General features: G+C 63.6%; 16 protein-coding genes. 11 read left to right on the top strand and 5 right to left on the bottom strand.

Features of this window, described 5'->3' with window-relative positions:
- Positions 1 to 20 precede the first annotated feature (20 nt).
- The gene (locus ACUJ46_RS07865) at positions 21 to 1,403 is read right to left on the bottom strand and encodes an alpha/beta fold hydrolase (RefSeq protein WP_445389913.1); all 1,383 of its coding nucleotides are present in this window, start codon (positions 1,401 to 1,403) and stop codon (positions 21 to 23) included.
- Positions 1,404 to 1,483: 80 nt separating this feature from the next.
- Between ACUJ46_RS07865 and ACUJ46_RS07870 the strand changes: the two genes are divergently transcribed.
- From ACUJ46_RS07870 to ACUJ46_RS07890, 5 genes are read left to right on the top strand one after another with little or no spacing between them, the layout of a single operon-like run.
- Positions 1,484 to 2,167 (top strand): isochorismatase family protein, encoded by a 684-nt coding sequence (locus tag ACUJ46_RS07870; protein WP_445389914.1) that lies wholly within the window; start codon positions 1,484 to 1,486, stop codon positions 2,165 to 2,167.
- On the top strand, positions 2,164 to 3,081 hold the full coding sequence (locus ACUJ46_RS07875; RefSeq protein WP_445389915.1) for a polysaccharide deacetylase family protein: 918 nt from the start codon (positions 2,164 to 2,166) through the stop codon (positions 3,079 to 3,081). Before ACUJ46_RS07870 ends, ACUJ46_RS07875 begins: the two co-directional genes overlap by 4 nt.
- The gene (locus tag ACUJ46_RS07880; protein WP_445389916.1) at positions 3,078 to 4,001 is read left to right on the top strand and encodes a polysaccharide deacetylase family protein; all 924 of its coding nucleotides are present in this window, start codon (positions 3,078 to 3,080) and stop codon (positions 3,999 to 4,001) included. The genes ACUJ46_RS07875 and ACUJ46_RS07880 overlap by 4 nt, the downstream gene beginning before the upstream one ends.
- Positions 3,998 to 5,434: an aldehyde dehydrogenase family protein gene (locus ACUJ46_RS07885; RefSeq protein WP_445389917.1), complete on the top strand. Its 1,437-nt coding sequence runs from the start codon at positions 3,998 to 4,000 to the stop codon at positions 5,432 to 5,434. Before ACUJ46_RS07880 ends, ACUJ46_RS07885 begins: the two co-directional genes overlap by 4 nt.
- Entirely contained in the window at positions 5,431 to 6,444 is a 1,014-nt protein-coding gene (locus ACUJ46_RS07890; RefSeq protein ID WP_445389918.1) for a zinc-dependent alcohol dehydrogenase family protein, read from the top strand. The genes ACUJ46_RS07885 and ACUJ46_RS07890 overlap by 4 nt, the downstream gene beginning before the upstream one ends.
- On the opposite strand, the gene ACUJ46_RS07895 is transcribed toward ACUJ46_RS07890, so the two are convergent.
- Entirely contained in the window at positions 6,434 to 7,147 is a 714-nt protein-coding gene (locus ACUJ46_RS07895) for a hypothetical protein (protein ID WP_445389919.1), read from the bottom strand. The genes ACUJ46_RS07890 and ACUJ46_RS07895 overlap by 11 nt on opposite strands.
- Positions 7,148 to 7,332: 185 nt before the next feature.
- Between ACUJ46_RS07895 and ACUJ46_RS07900 the strand changes: the two genes are divergently transcribed.
- Together ACUJ46_RS07900 and ACUJ46_RS07905 are read left to right on the top strand one after the other, a co-directional pair.
- The gene (locus ACUJ46_RS07900; protein WP_445389920.1) at positions 7,333 to 8,025 is read left to right on the top strand and encodes a hypothetical protein; all 693 of its coding nucleotides are present in this window, start codon (positions 7,333 to 7,335) and stop codon (positions 8,023 to 8,025) included.
- Positions 8,026 to 8,288: 263 nt separating this feature from the next.
- Positions 8,289 to 8,996, top strand: coding sequence for a Crp/Fnr family transcriptional regulator (locus tag ACUJ46_RS07905; RefSeq protein ID WP_445389921.1), 708 nt, complete (start codon positions 8,289 to 8,291; stop codon positions 8,994 to 8,996).
- 115 nt (positions 8,997 to 9,111) lie between these two features.
- On the opposite strand, the gene ACUJ46_RS07910 is transcribed toward ACUJ46_RS07905, so the two are convergent.
- On the bottom strand, positions 9,112 to 9,786 hold the full coding sequence (locus ACUJ46_RS07910; protein ID WP_445389922.1) for an OmpW/AlkL family protein: 675 nt from the start codon (positions 9,784 to 9,786) through the stop codon (positions 9,112 to 9,114).
- Between the two features lie 135 nt (positions 9,787 to 9,921).
- On the opposite strand from ACUJ46_RS07910, the gene hemN reads away from it, so the two are divergent.
- From hemN to ACUJ46_RS07930, 4 genes are read left to right on the top strand one after another with little or no spacing between them, the layout of a single operon-like run.
- Entirely contained in the window at positions 9,922 to 11,244 is a 1,323-nt protein-coding gene (hemN, locus tag ACUJ46_RS07915) for an oxygen-independent coproporphyrinogen III oxidase (protein WP_445389923.1), read from the top strand.
- 37 nt (positions 11,245 to 11,281) lie between these two features.
- Positions 11,282 to 12,538, top strand: a complete 1,257-nt coding sequence (locus ACUJ46_RS07920; RefSeq protein ID WP_445389924.1) for an MgtC/SapB family protein — start codon at positions 11,282 to 11,284, stop codon at positions 12,536 to 12,538.
- Positions 12,539 to 12,592: 54 nt separating this feature from the next.
- Complete coding sequence (gene mgtE / locus ACUJ46_RS07925; RefSeq protein ID WP_445389925.1) at positions 12,593 to 13,984, top strand: magnesium transporter; 1,392 nt, start codon at positions 12,593 to 12,595, stop codon at positions 13,982 to 13,984.
- A gap of 10 nt (positions 13,985 to 13,994) precedes the next feature.
- A complete protein-coding gene (locus ACUJ46_RS07930; RefSeq protein WP_445389926.1) occupies positions 13,995 to 14,402 on the top strand; it encodes a DUF1489 family protein in 408 nt (135 codons plus the stop codon).
- A 103-nt stretch (positions 14,403 to 14,505) separates the two neighbouring features.
- On the opposite strand, the gene ACUJ46_RS07935 is transcribed toward ACUJ46_RS07930, so the two are convergent.
- Together ACUJ46_RS07935 and recA are read right to left on the bottom strand one after the other, a co-directional pair.
- Positions 14,506 to 15,006 (bottom strand): CarD family transcriptional regulator, encoded by a 501-nt coding sequence (locus ACUJ46_RS07935; RefSeq protein WP_445389927.1) that lies wholly within the window; start codon positions 15,004 to 15,006, stop codon positions 14,506 to 14,508.
- Positions 15,007 to 15,666: 660 nt separating this feature from the next.
- Positions 15,667 to 16,692 (bottom strand): recombinase RecA, encoded by a 1,026-nt coding sequence (recA, locus tag ACUJ46_RS07940; protein WP_445389928.1) that lies wholly within the window; start codon positions 16,690 to 16,692, stop codon positions 15,667 to 15,669.
- Positions 16,693 to 16,806: the final 114 nt, after the last annotated feature.

Below are 16,806 nucleotides of genomic sequence, written 5' to 3' on the forward strand. Positions count from 1 at the left end.
ATCCTCATGAAGTGGAATTGTCAGGAAAGCCCTGCTGCGATCCTGGCCGAGTGACAGGCCTTCGCGGCCGTTGCACGCAGGCGGGCACGATGAACCTGCGCCAGCCGCTCGGGCGCGGCATCGACCGGGCTGAAGGCGATTGCCGTTGCAGCCGAAGCCACATACCAAGGCGAGAAGAAACACTCGGCGCGCGCGATGCTCCACGCTTTTGTCAGATAATTTCCATGCCTGTCGGGTGAAAGGTCAGGATAAAGCCTGTCCGGATCGCCCGTCGGAAGCGGCTCGAACTGGCAGGCGCGCGCACCCAGCGCGGCCGCAGCGGCGTCGATCACGGCCTGCCAGGCAGACCAGTCGTCCGGGGCCGGGCCGGCCCATCCGGAAGAAAGCCCGTGGCCGGGCAGATCGATCGCAAGCACACCCTGATGATTGGTCAGGGACGCTTCACGCGCGGGCGCATGAACCAGCAGCGTTTCCGCCCCCGGCTTTCCGGACCAGTGGACAAGTCCGTCGAAATGCGGCGTCTTCACCGGCAGGAAGCCGGCATCGGCATCTTCCGGGAAGTCGGCCCGGAAAGGTCCGGCATGGGGCCGGAGGAAATCGATGCTCGCCGCACGGTGCGCTTCAGGCGTCGTCACCTTGCGCGCCTCCCAGCCAGGCGGCAACGCGCCCAGCCGGTCGATATGCACCTGCAGCGGGTCCCCATCATAGGCCGTGATCAGGCAGGGCGCCGGATTGTCCACGGCGTCGGGAATGTCCCGTGGAGCATTGATGACTGCACCATAACCGTCGCGATAGGCATCGCCGGCATCGAGCATCTCGAGAATGGCCTCGTGCACGCGAGCCGGATCATCATGCGCCATCGGAAGCCGCGTTTGCGGGCGGGTATCGAACCAGGGGAAGAACCAGCTCTGCTCAAGCATGCGGTTCCATAGCCATGTCAGGTGCTCGCCATAGGAACTGGGCAGGAACGCGGGCAGATAGCTCTTCCCGAACAGGGACACTTCCTGCTCCGTCCAGACCGCATAACCGCCAATGGCCAGGGCGCGGAAAAGGCCGGAATGGCGCCGCAGCGCCGTGACGAGGATGATTCCCCCGGAATGGAAGCCGTAGGCGATGCAGCCCTCGAGCCCCATGGCAGTGACGAATTCGGCAATCGCATCGGCATAGTCAGCAATGTCGGGCGAAGGCTTCGCCAGCCTGTCGGACTGACCGAAACCCGGCGTATCTGGCGCGATGCAGGTGAAATGCTCACCCCATTGCCGCATGAGCGGCTCATATTCGGCCGAGGACCGAGGACTCTGGTGCACCATCAGGAGCGGCGGCCCCTCGCCACATTTTCGATAGTGCACACGGCGCGGGCCGGATGCGGTGGAGATGGTGAGGTAGTGACGGGTTATCTGCATGGCATAATTTGTCCGGACATTTATCTGGACAACCCGGTAACGCTTGGCCAGAATGGATGCAAGACAGGAGTTCGCACGAGATGACACTTGTTGGCACGAAAATGATCAGCGACGGAAAGACGGCCCGCCAGATCTTCGAGGAAGTGATGGCCAATCCGGCGCGAAAGAAATTCGGTTTCGGCGAGAAGCTCGCCATCGTGAACGTGGATGTGCAGCAGGCCTATACCCGCACCGACATGTTCCGGACCGCCTATGAGACTGACCCGGATCAGATTGCATGGATCAACCGCATTTCCGCTTTGGCGCGCGCGGCAGGGATGCCGGTAATCTGGAGTCGCGTTGCCTACAAGGCCGATGCCGGCGATGCCGGTGTGTGGGGGACGCGGACCGATACCGAGGACAGCCTGCAGAACATCAAATACGGTTCGGACCGGCATGCCTATGACCCGCGCTGCGCAATCGGGCCGGACGATCTCGAATTCACCAAGCGCATGCCCAGCGCTTTCTTCGAAACCCCGCTTGCCAGCTATCTCGTCTGGCACAAGGTGGATACGGTCGTGGTGACGGGCGGCTCCACTTCCGGCTGCGTGCGCGCGACCGCCGTCGACGCGCTGAGCCACGGCTATCGCACCATCGTCCCCATCGAGACCTGCGCCGACAAGCATGAAAGCTATCATTTCGCGAATTTGACCGACCTGCAGCTGAAATATGCCGATGTCGAACCGGCACAGGCTGTGATCGACTGGCTGGAACAGAGAGCATGAGCCAAATACGCAAATCAGATCCGGGGCTTTATGATTATGCCCCCTGGCGGGGGCGACCGAAGCTGGAATGGCCAGGCGGCAAGACCTGTGCCGTATGGGTCGCGCCCAACCTCGAGTTCTACGAACTCGACCCTGCGCCCAACCCCCATCGCAAGAGCTGGGCGAAGCCACACCCGGACGTGGTGGGCTACAGCCATCGCGATCACGCCAACCGGGTGTCGCACTGGCGCATGGCCGACGTGATGTCCAGGCACGGCTTCCCCGGCTCAGTCAGCCTGTCCGTCGCCCTGTGCGACCATATTCCCGAAGTGGTCGAGGATGCGGCGGCGCGCGGCTGGGAATTCTTCAGCCATGGCATCTACAACACGCGCTACAGCTACGGCATGGACGAGGCACAGGAACGCGCCATCATCGAGGACAGCATCCGCACGGTCCAGAATGCCACCGGGCAGCGCATCAGGGGCTGGCTGGCACCCGCCCTCACCCATACGCCTCGGACGCTTGACCTGATTGCGGACTATGGGCTGGATTATACCTGCGATCTCTACCACGACGACCAGCCGACGGACATCAAGGTGGCCAAGGGCAGGCTGACCGCCATTCCCTACAGCCTCGAGGTGAATGACCATTATGGCTTCTTCATCTACAACATGAGCCCGCGCGAATATGCCGACACGCTGATCCGGCAGTATGAGCGTCTGGCACGCGAAGGCGAGGCATCCGGCACCGTCATGTGCATTCCGCTGCACAGCTACCTGATCGGCCAGCCCCACCGCATCGGGCCATTCGAGGAAGTGCTGCGCCACATTGCGGCCGACGGGCGGGCCTGGATCGCCCGCGCGGGCGAGATCGTCGATGCCTATCGCGCTGTCACCGATGCCGCCGGCGCCATCACGCGGGAGAAGCAGGCATGAGCCTCGATCCAGCCTATCTCGACTATCCCATGCGCAGGCGCGGGATGGACCATGATCACTATCCGTACAGCAAATTTCCAGACCGCAAGCCCATCCAGTGGCCTGAAGGCAGGAAGCTGCTGATCTGGCCGCTCATCAGCCTCGAATATTTCCCGATGGTGCCCAATGACCAGCCCTTCCGGGCTCCCGGTCACATGCAGACGGCGTATCCGGATTACCGCCATTATACTGCGCGCGAATATGGAACGCGGGTCGGTATCTACCGCCTGCTCGATTCCTTCGAGGCAGTCGGCGCAAAAGTGAGCATCGCCTGCAATTCGGCCATTGCCGAGCGCTATCCGCCCCTGATCGAAGACATTCTGGCGGGCGGACATGAAATCATCGCGCACGCGACCGACATGAACGCCACGATCGCCAGCGGCATGCCGGACGATGTCGAAAAGGCGATCATCACGCAATCGCTCGATACACTGGAGCGCATGACGGGCAGAAGGCCGCGCGGCTGGCTCTCCATCGCACGCTCGCAGAGCTTCGCCACGCCACGGCATCTGGTCGATTCGGGAGTCGAATATATGTGCGACTGGGTAAACGACGAGCTGCCCTACCGCTTTTCAACGGCCTCTGGCGACATCGTCAACATCCCGCTGAACCATGAGCTGTCCGATCGTCAGATCCTCAATGTTCAGCAGCAGTCGGTGGACAGCTATGCACAACAGATAGCAGACGCAGCCGACTGGTTGCTGACCGAGGCCGCCAGCCATGGCGGGCGCATGCTGCCGATGCATCTGACACCCTATATCATGGGCCTGCCATACCGGATCGACGCCTTTGACTCGCTTGTGCGAAGACTTGCCGGAAACCAGGCCATCGGCTTCGCGACCGGTTCCGACATCCTTGACAGCTGGAAGGCGCAAGCATGAGCCGCTTGCTCGACATCGCGAACCCGCGCACAGGCAGAACAGACTACAGGATCGCCGCGCTCGATCCACCGGATCTGGCTGCCCTTGCCGCCCGCATGCGAACGGCCCAGCCAGGATGGGCAGCACGCTCTCCGGAAGAGCGCGGCACGATCCTAAAGGCGCTGGCAGAAGCCGTCAGCCGCCATTCCGACGCGATCACGGCCGCCCTTTCTGCGGATACGGGACGAGCCGGCATTTCGCGCACGGAAGTCATGAGCACCGTGCAGTCGCTGAACCGCTGGGCAAATGCGGCGCCCGGTCTCATCGAGCGGCATATGGTCAGCGGCTTCCAGACAGTACACCCGACCATCCGGACCGATGTGCGGCTGGTACCCTACCAACTGGTAGGTGTCATATCGCCCTGGAACTTTCCGCTCATTCTCGCACTGATCGACGCCATCCCGGCCCTGATGGCGGGCTGCGCGGTTCTGATCAAACCTTCCGAAGTGACGCCGCGCTTCGTTCGCCCCTTGATGGCAGCCATTGCCGAAGTGCCGGACCTCGCCGACATTATCGCGCTGGTGGAAGGCGACGGCGCCACTGGCGGGGCGCTCGTGCCGCTGGTGGATTACATCGCCTTCACCGGCTCTGTGCCGACTGGTCGCAAGGTCGCCGAAGCGGCGGCCAGCGCCTTCATACCGGCAAGCCTCGAACTGGGCGGCAAGGATCCCATGCTGGTCCTTGCAAGCGCCGACCCTGAAAAGGCCGCCGCCACCGCGCTGCGCGCCTCCGTCGTCAACAGCGGTCAGGCATGCCAGTCGATCGAGCGTATCTATGTCGCGCGCGAAATCGCCGAACCCTTCATCGCAGCCCTTGTCCGGAATGCCGAGGCAACCGAACTCAACTATCCCGACATCGATCAAGGCCACATCGGCCCCTTCATCTTTGCCCGACAGGCCGAAATCGCACAGGCGCACATCGACGAGGCAGTGGCTAGGGGTGCACGCCTGCTTGCGGGCGGCAAGGTCGAGACACTGGGTGGCGGCAAATATCTGCGCCCAACCGTGCTGGTCGATGTGTCCCCCGAAATGGCCGTGATCCGTGAGGAAAGCTTCGGTCCGATTCTTCCGGTTACAGTCTTCGACAGCGTGGACGAGGCCGTGACGCTTGCCAATGACAGCATCTACGGGCTGTCGGGCGCGGTCTTCGCCGGGTCGCTCGAGGAAGCGGAAGCAGTCGGCAAGCGCCTTAATGTCGGCGCAGTGTCCCTCAATGACGGCTCCCTCACGGCGATCGTCTGGGAGGCTGAGAAATCCAGTTTCGGCATGTCGGGCATGGGGCCAAGCCGCATGGGTGACAGCGGCCTCCTGCGCTTCTTCCGCCGGCAGGCGCTGATCAGGCAGTGCGGCACACCGCTGCCACTGGCTGCCTATGGAGAAAGGGGCGCTGCATGAAGGCCTGGACACTCGGCCCGCAGGATGGCCTGAAATCACTCAGGCTGGTGGAAAAGCCGATTCCGGAACCCGTCATGGGTGAGGCGCTGATCAGGGTCGAGGCCGCCTGTCTCAATCATCGCGACCTGCTTATACTCCGCGGGCAGTATGGCGCACGCAAGCGGGAAGACTGCGTCGCCCTGTCGGATGGCGTGGGCGTCATCGAGAAGATCGAAGGCGCGTCGCATGGCCTTTCCCCCGGTCAGCGGGTGATCGCACCGCATTTCGTGCAATGGACAGATGGCCCCTACTCCCCCTCCATTTTCGCTCAGGATCTGGGCGTTACGCGGGATGGATGGCTGGCCGGGCACATCTGCCTGCCGACAAAATCCCTCGTCCCCGTGCCGGATGGAATGCCGGTGGAAACGGCCGCCACGCTTGCCGCTGCCGGCACAACCGTGTGGCACGCCATTTCCGTGTTCGCGAAAACAGGTCCGGGCGACCTCGTGCTCGCACCGGGCACGGGAGGTGTCTCCATCTTTGCCCTGCAACTGGCAAAGGCGCTGGGTGCGTCTGTCGCGATCACCTCTTCTAGCGACGAAAAACTCGAACGATGCCGCGCGCTCGGCGCGGACCTTTGCATCAACTACGCCAAAAGGCCTGACTGGGCAGCCGCCCTTCTTGAAGCCACAGGCGGGCGTGGTGCAGACGTGATCGTGGACACGATCGGACTGTCGCAGATCGAACAGACACTGGCCGCAGCTGCCCCCAATGCGCGCATCGCGCTGATCGGCGGCCTTGCCGGCACGCTCGGCCATGCCCCGAACATGTCAGGCCTGATCGGCAAGAACATCACGCTCAAGGGGCTGACATCCGGAAGTCGGGCAATGCTTGCGGATCTTGTTGCCCTTGTCGCCCGAACCGGGATCCGGCCGCCGATCGAAGCACGGTTCGACTTCGATTCGGCGCCGGAAGCCCTTGCCGCGCTGGATCAGGCGCGGCACATCGGCAAGATCATGATCAGCGCCTGAGTTCGACCAGTTCGTACCAGGTCATCATGTAACCGCCGACACCACCCTTCAGAAATATGCCGTCCTCATCATCGGTGATCCAGAGATCGTAGGGCGGATGCTCCCCGGCCATGCCGCTCGTGCCGTCATCCACAAACTGGAAGTGACGGGCCTGGAAACTGCCTGCCTCGACTGTAACGTCTTCGCGACCGATGAAGATGGCGTCCATGCGGACGTGGGCGATCTGCGGCGGCGTCGCCCCGCGATGATCGGGGGATGGAAGATAGAGGTTGAAGGTCTTGCGTTCGCCCTCCTTCCAGGGCTTGGTTGAAAGAAGATAGCCATCCGACACGATCGGATGCGTTCCAAACCCATCCAGCGGAAGCTGCGCACGAACCTTCTGCGAAAGCCTGCCGATCGACGGACCATGGCTTTCGCATTCCACTGTTTCACCATCGAAGCGCAGCCAGCCACTGCCCATGAAGCGGTCCCCTACGGTCAGCCGGACATGCAGGTCCATCGGCTGCTTGTTCTCGTCGATGGAATAGATGATGTCCCGCATGACCGTGGGCTCGGGCTCGTAGATTTCGCAATGGGCGCGCATGGTGACCTTGCCGTCAGCATGGCGGGTGAACATGAAGGTTTCGAAGCCGCGCTCCTGTCCCTCCCTGCCGGGCTTGCGCGATGTGTAGCGTAGGCGGCCCTCGATCAGGCGATGCTGCATCCTGAATCCCCTTTTCCGTCCGCACGGCACGCGCGGTGTTGCAGTTTCAGGTTTTTGCTGTATTCACTAAATTTGTCCAGACAAATTATCCGTGACATGGACCGCGGCAAAGACAGGCAAAGCCGACACAAGGTTAAGACCGAGGCAGGCTTTAGGCCGATACGGGGTATAGGAAGGGGCCGGACATGGATTTCCTCACTGCCAACGAACTCAGCATACTGCGCTGGGTTCACATCATCGCCATGGTCTATTGGCTGGGTGGCGAATGGGGCGTTTTCCAGACAAGCTATCATGTGACGAACCGCAACCTCTCGCTTGAAGAGCGACGCAGGCACATGGAAACCGCCTATCGCATCGACATTCTGGCGCGCACGGGCATCGTGCTTCTGCTTCCGCTGGGTCTTCATATGGGCAAGCTGTTCGGCTTCGTGCCCATTCTCGAAGGCAATGGTGTCTGGTGGATGTGGCTGTTCTTCATCGTCTGGCTCGCCATGACCTGGACCGCCTTCTTTAAGCGCGAGACAGACATGGGCATCAAGGTGACACGAACGGAAGAGCTTCTGCGCTATCCGCTCATTGCAGCCCTGTTCATAGCGGCCTTCCTTGCCTTCAACGGCAGCGGCCCGATCGTTTCCGGCGAAGGCAGCTACTGGTATCCATCGAAGATGGCGCTTTACGGCTTCGCGCTCATCATCGGGCTGTTTCTCCGGCTCGTGATGCGTCGCTGGACCGAACGCTTCCGCATCCTGGCCATGAGGGATGACCCCGAGCAGGAAGCAGCCCTCGAGCGGGAAATCGCCCAGGCCCGCATCTCCGCTTACATCTACTGGATCACCATCTCGACGGTCTGTTTCCTTGGTGCCGTGAAGCCTTTCTGACAGGTTCGGCGCAGGAAATCGCACCAGCATCGGGCGGCGGCGACAATGATCGCTGCCGCCCTTTGCATTTCTCGGCTACTTCCCCTTGATGCCGGTCTCAGCTGGCCCTTATGGCTGGATGGCATGGCAGCCATGACAGGTGCGGGCAGCCGGGTCATTTACATGTGGGCTGAAATTCTCCAATACCTGTCCTCGGGCGGCAGCGAGGAACCGGTTGCGTGCAGCAGACCAAATCGGAGCGTAACGGAGTGCATGATCAGCGCATGGTTGCGCAAGCCGAGCATTGCGAGACCTGTGTCGTCCGCAACCGGTCCATCTGCTCTGCGCTGGCGCCGGAAGACCGGCAGATGCTCGGTCGCGAAGGCCGTATCCAGACCGTCCGCAAGGGCCAGACTCTGGTGTGGGAGGGTGAGGACGCCCTGCTCGTCGCCAATGTGATCGAAGGCGTGCTGAAGCTTTCCACCTCCACCAGCGACGGGCGCGAACAGATCGTCGGCGTCGTCTATCCTTCGGATTTCATTGGCCGCCCCTTCGGCGAAAGAAGCCAGCACAGCGTGACGGCCCTGGTCGACTCGCGCGTGTGCCTCTTCCCGCGCGCCGCCTTCGACCGCTTCGCCCATGAGCATCCGGAGCTGGAACACCGTCTGCTGAACCGTGCGCTGGACGAACTTGACCGCGCGCGGCGCTGGATGCTGCTGCTGGGCCGCAAGTCCGCGACGGAGCGCGTGGCGAGCTTCCTTCTGGAAATGTCGCAGCGGCTCGGGGAAACACATTGCAACGGGGCCGGACCGCTCGACAGTTTCGAACTGCCGCTCGACCGCCAGCAGATCGCGGACGTGCTGGGCCTCACCATCGAAACGGTCAGCCGGCAGCTTTCCTCGCTGCGGGCCTCCGGCGTGATCGACCTGCCGAGCCGCCGTGCGCTCGATATCAAGGACCGCAAGCGCCTGATGGCCCTCGCCGGGGACTGAGCCGGCACCATCAGCCGTTCAGCGCCTCGCCTTCTTCTGTCTGGCATGGCCCGCATGAGAAGACGGGCCGGCGCACCTTCAAGAGGCGCACCGGCCCGGCCGTCATGTCAGGCGCTCAGAAGCGCATGCCAAGCCCGATGCCGATCACCAGCGGATTGATGTCGACATTCACGCGCTGCAGCCCGGCTGCTGCGGTGTTGAGCTTCGCCTTGGTGTCGATGTCGATGTACTTCAGGTCGAAGTTCACGAAGAGCTTGTCGTTGAGCGGCACGTCGACACCGGCCTGAAGCGCCCAGCCGAAGCTGTCGGACAGGCTCACATCGGTTTCGCCGACGGCTGCTTCGAGGCTGCCCGAGGCGCGCTCGGAGTAGAAGATGGTGTAGTTGATGCCCGCGCCGACATAGGGGCGGAAGGCGCCGTCGGGCGCGAAATGATATTGCACGGTCAGCGTCGGCGGCAGAACCCAGGTGTCGACCAGCTTGCCGACGCCACCTGTCACGCCGGTGCGGCCGGAAACGCTGTGCTTGGTGGTGGCCAGGATCAGTTCGACGCCGATGTTGTCGGTCGCCATATAGGTGAAATCGAGTTCGGGGGCATAGGCCGTGTCCACCGAAACGCCCTCGTTCGGGAAGGCTGGCGTGATGCCGCTGGAATCATCCTGCGGGGCAACGGCGATGGCGCGGGCGCGGATGATCCAGTCGCCGGCGGCGGCGCTGGCAGGTACGGCGGATGCAACGGCAGCAAGCCCCACGATCCCCCCGATGGCGGCATTCCGAAGTGCGGACGTCATGGCACTATGTCTCCTTTGGCTGGCCATTTGTGACTGCCCTGTGGCAGGCCATCGGGATCTGGTCCTTGATCATGCCCAAACAAGCTCTTGACTTCGATCAACGCGACGCTGTTGCATAAAGGCCATAGTAACAAAATGTGGCCCTATCATCCCGAACTGCTTGCGCGCCCCGTACCGCGCTACACAAGCTATCCGACGGCTGCCGAATTCTCGGATGCGGTGGGCGGTTCCCAGATGCTGGATGCGCTGAAGGCCCTGCCCCATGGCACAGTCGCTTCCATCTATGTGCACATTCCCTTCTGCAAGGACATCTGCTGGTATTGCGGCTGCAACACCAACCGCAACAACAGCCAGTCCCGCGTCAGCGCCTATCTGGAAGCCCTGGAAGCAGAGATTGACTGGCTCGTGCGGCAGGTGGCGGGCCGGGTGGAACTGGGCCGCATCTCCTTCGGTGGCGGCAGCCCCAATGCGCTTGACCCGGTCGGCTTCGTACGCCTCGTCGATCGGATCCTGACGGGCTTCGGGGCCGCGCGCCCTGAGATTTCGGTGGAGCTCGATCCCCGCACCTTCGATGAAGGCTGGGCGGGCCTGCTCGGCAAGGTGGGCGCAGAGCGCGCAAGCCTCGGGGTCCAGACCCTCGATCCGGGCATCCAGGCCGCGATCGGCCGGGTGCAGCCGCACCGGATGATCGTCGATTCCGTGAAGATGCTGCGCGACAATGGAATCCGTTCCCTCAACTTCGACCTCATGTACGGCCTTCCCGGCCAGACATCCGGCATCCTCGCCCGGACACTCGATGATGCGCTGGCGATGGAACCGGACCGCATCGCCCTCTTCGGCTATGCCCATGTGCCACACATCATCCCGCGCCAGCGCCAGATCGACGGCACGGCCCTTCCCGGCGTTGACGAACGCTTCGCCCAGGCAGCCGATGGCCATGCCCGGCTGGTTGCGGCTGGCATGGAGGCCATCGGCTTCGACCATTTCGCCAGGCCCGACGACCCGCTGGCTATCGCCGCGCGCGAAGGCCGGCTGCGGCGGAACTTCCAGGGCTTCACCGACGACCCCGCCGATGTGCTGCTAGGTGTCGGGGCAACGGCGATCAGCTGTCTGCCCGGTGTCATTGTCCAGAATGAAAAGAACAATGGGCGCTACCAGATGCGCGTGCTGAGCGGGCAGCCGGCTGCGACGCTTGGAGTCATGCGCAGCCCGGAAGACAGCGAACGCGGCCTCGTGATCGAGGACATATTGTGCGGCCGCCCGGCCGACCTCTCCCAGTTGCCGGCGGACAGCTTTGCGGAATTGCGGCTGAAGCCCTTCATCACCGCTGGCCTGTGCGATCTCGAAGGCAGCGTGCTTCGCCTTGCAGACAAGGCGGTGCCCTATGCCCGCGCCATCGCCGCCTGCTTCGACAGCTATCGTGCCGGTGGTCCCAGCCGGTTCAGCAACGCAGTCTGATCTTGGGGCACAGCGCCGCAGGCGCTAGCGTGCGGCCATGATCATGCCGGATCTTCTCCAGTCCCTTGCCCTCGCGCTGGCGATCGGGCTTCTCGTTGGCCTGGAACGTGGCTGGACGGCCCGGGCAGAGCCGGCTGGCCACAGAGTCGCCGGCTTTCGCACCTTCGGGCTTCTCGGACTGCTTGGCGGTCTGGCGGTGCAATTGCCGCTGGCACTTGGCGTCGTCATCCTGGGCGGCGCGGCGCTGGCGCTTCTGGCGGGCTATGTGCTTTCCAGCAACGCGCGCGAACACAGCGCGACGAGCGCCATAGCCGGGCTTCTCACCATGGGGCTTGGCGCGCTTGCCGGGTCGGGCCAGGCAACCGGCGCGCTGGCGGCGGCTGCCGTGATGGTGCTGCTGCTGGCGATGCGGCCACGCCTTCACGAAGTCATCCGGGGTATCAGCCCGGCCGAACTGGAGGCCGCCAGCCGATTCGCCATCATTTCGCTCGTCATCCTGCCGCTTGTCCCGTCGGGGCATGTCGGCCCCTATGATGCCTGGAACCCGCGGCAGCTGTGGTTTCTTGTCGTGCTGGTCTCGGGCCTCAGTTTTGCTGGCTATGTCATCAGCCGCCGGGTCGATCCGGGGCGCGGCCTGCTGGCGGCAGCCGCAGCGGGCGGGCTTGTATCGTCCACGGCGGTCACGGCGTCCTATGCCAGGCGGCTCCCAGCCGCCGGAGAGGCCGAACCCGCGCTGGTGGCAGGCATCGGGCTTGCTTCCGCCGTGATGACCATGCGCTACCTCTTGCTCGCCACGCTGCTGATGCCGCAGGCCCTGGCAACGCTTGCCCCGGTCCTTCTGGCTGCCGGGGCCATATTGCTGATCCCTGTCCTGCCCGCCTTGCGCAAGGGCGCCGGCAATGGCGGCGGGCAGGTGGATCTGGGCAATCCGCTCGATCTGAAGGCCGCGTTCGTCCTTGTCGCGCTGGTTGCCGGGCTGGCGGTTCTGTCGCGCTGGGCTTCCGCCATGTTCGGCGACATGGGGGTGGGCCTCATCGCCACGCTTACCGGTTTTGCCGATGTCGATGCCGCGCTCATCACCATCACCGCCTTGCCGAAGGATGCGCTGGCCCCCGGCATGGCCGGCCTGCTTCTGGCGCTTCCGGTCCTTGCCAACAATCTCCTGAAAGCGGTGCTCGCCCTCGTGCTCGGTGGCTGGAAGCGCGGATTTCCGGCCGCTTGGCCGCTTCTGGCAAGCGTCGGCGCCGGGCTGCTGCTGCTGATCCTCCTGCAGACGGCGCGAATGGCGGGCTGAAAGCAGCCGCAAAGCCTTGCCTTCGCTCGCCGCACGGGCCAAGCCTGCTGACTGATGAGCAGCGACGCGGACACCGAAATCAACCGCCCGGCTGTGGCCGACAACCGGCTCCAGCAGAGCTTTCTGCGCGCCATCGAGGCAGCCCTCGAACAGCAGGATGACGGCGAAGTCCGCGCGCTGGTGAAACCGCTTCACCCTGCCGACATCGCCGATCTCTTCGAACAGCTCGGCTCGGACCGCCGCGCCGAACTTGCCGTCGCCCTTGGCCCCGATCTCACGGCCGATGTGCTGACGGAAATGAACGACTGGGTGCGCGACGAGGTGGTGGGCGAACTGGCGCCATCGCAGGTCGCCGAAGCCGTTTCCGAGATGGATACGGACGATGCCGTCGCCCTGATCGAGGAGCTTGCACCCGCCGACAAGGAAGCGGTGCTCGACGAGCTTTCCGCCGACGACCGCGTCGCGATCGAGACGGCGCTGTCCTATCCGGAGGAATCGGCCGGCCGCCTGATGCAGCGCGAGCTCGTCGCCGTGCCCGAGCATTTCACCATCGGCGACGTGATCGACTATCTGCGCTCCGACGGGAACGAGGTGACCGACTTCTGGGAGATTTTCATCGTGTCGCCGGATCATCGCCCCGTCGGCACGATGCGGCTATCCTGGGTACTCACCACGCCGCGCTGGCTGCCGGTATCGGATGTGATGCAGCGGGAACAGACGCTGATCCCGGTGGACATGGACCAGGAGGAAGTCGCCCTCAGGTTCCAGAAATATGCGCTGATTTCGGCCGCCGTGGTCGATTCCGCCGGCCGTCTCGCCGGAGTCATCACCGCCGACGACATCGTCCACATCATCGCCGAAGAAGCCGGCGAGGACATATTGAAGCTTTCGGGCGCCGGCGACGGCGACATCTTCGAGCCGGTGGCGGACAGCTACAAGGCGCGCATCCGGTGGCTGATAGCCAATCTGGGCACCGCCATCCTGTCATCCAGCATCATCGCGGCCTTTGGCGCGACGATCGAGAAGATGGTGGTGCTGGCCGCCCTTTCGCCGATCGTCGCTTCCATCGGCGGCAACACCGGCAACCAGACCATGGCCGTCATCGTCCGCGCGCTCGCCACCGGCCAGATGACCGATGCCAACACTGGACGCACGGTGCGGCGCGAAACGCTTATCGCGCTTCTGAACGGGCTTACCATGGCCGTCTTTCTCGGCCTTGGTGTCGGCCTCATCTTTTCGGATGCTCTTCTTGGCGCGGTGATTGCAACGGCAATTCTCTTCAACATCATGGTCGCCGGGCTTGCCGGCGTAATGGTGCCGCTCGGTCTCAGGCGCATGGGGGTGGACCCGGCCGTCGCCTCATCGGTCTTCGTCACCATGGTCACGGATTCGATGGGCTTCCTCCTCTTCCTAGGGCTGGCCACGCTGTCGGGCCTTGTCGGCTGAGGAGCGCCGCATGGCACGGACCGGCCTGACCCGCGTCGCCTTTGGCTGCAGTGCCATGGAAGACATCGCCAGACGCCAGGCCCTTTTCACGCATGAGGGGCCTGACGGACCTTATGTGAGGCTTACGTCACGCCGTATCCCGCGGCGCGATCTGTCGGGCGGCTCCATCTTCTGGATCATTCGCCACACGCTCGTGGCGCGCCAGCCCATCCTTGGCGTGGAGGAGGAGACGGACGCGGACGGCGCCTTCGCCATCATCAGGCTGGCGCGCGGCCCAATCCCGGTCGTGCCGCGCGCCTGCCGCGCGCACCAGGGCTGGCGCTATCTGTCAGAGGCCGACTGGCCGGAGGACCGGGCGGCCGGAGACAGCCTGCCGCCGCACCTTGCAGCGGAACTGGCCGGCCTCTCCCTTCTCTGATAAAAGCAGGAAAAGGAGCGGCATGCACGGAAAAGGGCGGCCGGCATTGCTGCCAGCCGCCCCTTCAATTCCGGTGGAACTGTTCCGGTGCTGTCCGAACCTGTCAGGCGGCCTTCAGCACGCTTTCGATTTCGCGCTGGGCTGCCGGTTCGTCGATATTCTTCATCGCCGCCACTTCGCGGGCCAGGCGGCTGATCGCCGCTTCGAAGATCTGACGCTCGGAATAGCTCTGCTCGGGCTGGTCCTCGGCACGGTGAAGATCACGCACGACCTCTGCAATGCAGACGAGATCGCCGGAGTTGATCTTGGCTTCATATTCCTGCGCGCGACGCGACCACATGATCCGCTTGACGCGCGGCTTGCCTTTCAGGGTCAGCAATGCATCCTTCAGCGTGGCTTCGCTGGAAAGCTTCCGCATACCCACAGTCTCGGCCTTGTCAGTGGGAACCTTGAGGGTCATGCGCTCCTTGTCGAAACGGAGGACATAGAGCTCGAGCCTGGTGCCTGCGATCTCGCTGGACTGGATTTCGATCACGCGGCCGACGCCGTGCTTGGGATACACGACATTGTCACCCACCTGGAAGCTGAGCGCGTTGGTTGCCATGGCCTGGACTGGTCCTTTCTGAGAAGGCAAGAACCGGCTGCACCCCGCCCCTGCAAAAGGGGCAGGTCATGCCCTGCCAGCCTTCATGTGGTTCACGCCGGGGGGTGGCGGATCACTTCGGCAGACATGGCAGTTAAGTAGCAAGACCGGTCTCGCACGACATCATCTGTTCAGGGCGGTGACCCGGCGAGACCCAGGGAAACACCACCTGTTGGCGACATCTGGGCAGGAAAGCGGTTGCGGTTTCAGGCAAAATCCGCCGAACCTGCTTCAGATGGATATTGTGTAGCATGAAAATGCCATAAACTCCACCCTGTCGCGCCACTCATGGCACCCCGGGGGCCATGAAAAGACAGATTGCTGCAAGGAACCGAGGCCCCGCCGCACTGAAAAGCCAGCCTGCACGGGCCAGCTTACCCCAGATCAGACTTCATCAGCCAGACTTTACCGGCCACACTTCACCGCCCGGACCGGGGCCGCCATGATCAGCCCCCTGGCCACCGGGCCGGCAGCCAGCCGAACCCATGATGCAGAACATGGCCGGGAAGGCTGGCGGCAGCCCCGTCATGCCCATCAGGCACGGCGCCTGCCGACCACAGGGTCCTGCCACCACCCGAACGGGCCGCTCACCCGATCATGATCGCCGGGCAGGCAGAGTCCTCAGATATCGTCTTCCGGATCAGGGCCGGCCATCAGCGCATCGGAAACGCCTGCCGCATTGGCCCGGATCGCCGCTTCGATGCGGGCCGTCATCTCTGGGTTTTCCAGCAGGAACTTCTTCGCATTCTCTCGCCCCTGCCCGATCCGCGTGCTGTCATAGGAGAACCATGCGCCCGACTTGTCCACCAGCCCGGCCTTCACGCCAAGGTCGAGGATCTCGCCAACCTTGGAAATGCCGCTGCCATACATGATGTCGAACTCGACCTGGCGGAACGGCGGAGCCACCTTGTTCTTCACCACCTTCACGCGGGTAGTGTTGCCGATGATGTCGTCACGATCCTTGATCTGGCCGGTACGGCGGATGTCAAGACGGACGGATGCATAGAATTTCAGTGCGTTCCCGCCCGTCGTCGTTTCCGGGTTGCCGTACATCACGCCGATCTTCATCCGCACCTGGTTGATGAAGATGACAATGCACCGGCTGCGCGAAATGGAGCCGGTCAGCTTGCGCAGCGCCTGGCTCATCAGGCGGGCCTGCAGGCCGACATGGCTGTCGCCCATCTCGCCCTCGATTTCGGCACGCGGCACCAGGGCCGCAACCGAATCGACCACCAGAATGTCGATCGCGTTGGAGCGCACGAGCGTGTCGGTGATCTCCAGCGCCTGCTCACCCGTGTCGGGCTGGGAAACGATGAGGTTGTCGGTATCCACACCGAGCTTGCGGGCGTAGATCGGGTCGAGCGCATGTTCGGCATCGACAAAGGCGGCAATGCCGCCGGCCTTCTGCGCCTCGGCAATGACATGCAGGGCAAGCGTTGTCTTGCCGCTGGATTCCGGCCCGTAGATCTCGACCACACGGCCACGCGGCAGGCCGCCGATGCCCAGCGCGATGTCGAGGCCGAGGGAGCCTGTGGAAATGGATTCGATCTCCAGCGTCTCGCGCTGGCCGAGTTTCATCGCCGAGCCCTTGCCGAACGCACGATCGATCTGCGCCAGTGCTGCTTCGAGCGCCTTTTCCCTGTCCATTCCCGTTCCTTGCTTCAGCGGCAGACGCCGCGCGATCGACCCAGAAGCCGAGCGTTACCGCCCGGCCCGCCACGGCACAAGGCCGGAGGCAGTCGCACAGCTCGTACCCTTTTT

This window comes from Sandaracinobacteroides sp. A072, from assembly GCF_052616365.1.

Coding starts and splice junctions, on each gene's coding strand:
- ACUJ46_RS07900 (WP_445389920.1), top strand. CDS start 7,333: ATGGATTTCCTCACTGCCAACGAACTCAGCATACTGCGCTGGGTTCAC.
- ACUJ46_RS07875 (WP_445389915.1), top strand. CDS start 2,164: ATGAGCCAAATACGCAAATCAGATCCGGGGCTTTATGATTATGCCCCC.
- ACUJ46_RS07880 (WP_445389916.1), top strand. CDS start 3,078: ATGAGCCTCGATCCAGCCTATCTCGACTATCCCATGCGCAGGCGCGGG.
- hemN (WP_445389923.1), top strand. CDS start 9,922: ATGTGGCCCTATCATCCCGAACTGCTTGCGCGCCCCGTACCGCGCTAC.
- ACUJ46_RS07910 (WP_445389922.1), bottom strand. CDS start 9,786: ATGACGTCCGCACTTCGGAATGCCGCCATCGGGGGGATCGTGGGGCTT.
- ACUJ46_RS07890 (WP_445389918.1), top strand. CDS start 5,431: ATGAAGGCCTGGACACTCGGCCCGCAGGATGGCCTGAAATCACTCAGG.
- ACUJ46_RS07870 (WP_445389914.1), top strand. CDS start 1,484: ATGACACTTGTTGGCACGAAAATGATCAGCGACGGAAAGACGGCCCGC.
- ACUJ46_RS07905 (WP_445389921.1), top strand. CDS start 8,289: ATGGTTGCGCAAGCCGAGCATTGCGAGACCTGTGTCGTCCGCAACCGG.
- ACUJ46_RS07865 (WP_445389913.1), bottom strand. CDS start 1,403: ATGCAGATAACCCGTCACTACCTCACCATCTCCACCGCATCCGGCCCG.
- ACUJ46_RS07885 (WP_445389917.1), top strand. CDS start 3,998: ATGAGCCGCTTGCTCGACATCGCGAACCCGCGCACAGGCAGAACAGAC.
- recA (WP_445389928.1), bottom strand. CDS start 16,692: ATGGACAGGGAAAAGGCGCTCGAAGCAGCACTGGCGCAGATCGATCGT.
- ACUJ46_RS07920 (WP_445389924.1), top strand. CDS start 11,282: ATGATCATGCCGGATCTTCTCCAGTCCCTTGCCCTCGCGCTGGCGATC.
- mgtE (WP_445389925.1), top strand. CDS start 12,593: ATGAGCAGCGACGCGGACACCGAAATCAACCGCCCGGCTGTGGCCGAC.
- ACUJ46_RS07895 (WP_445389919.1), bottom strand. CDS start 7,147: ATGCAGCATCGCCTGATCGAGGGCCGCCTACGCTACACATCGCGCAAG.
- ACUJ46_RS07935 (WP_445389927.1), bottom strand. CDS start 15,006: ATGGCAACCAACGCGCTCAGCTTCCAGGTGGGTGACAATGTCGTGTAT.
- ACUJ46_RS07930 (WP_445389926.1), top strand. CDS start 13,995: ATGGCACGGACCGGCCTGACCCGCGTCGCCTTTGGCTGCAGTGCCATG.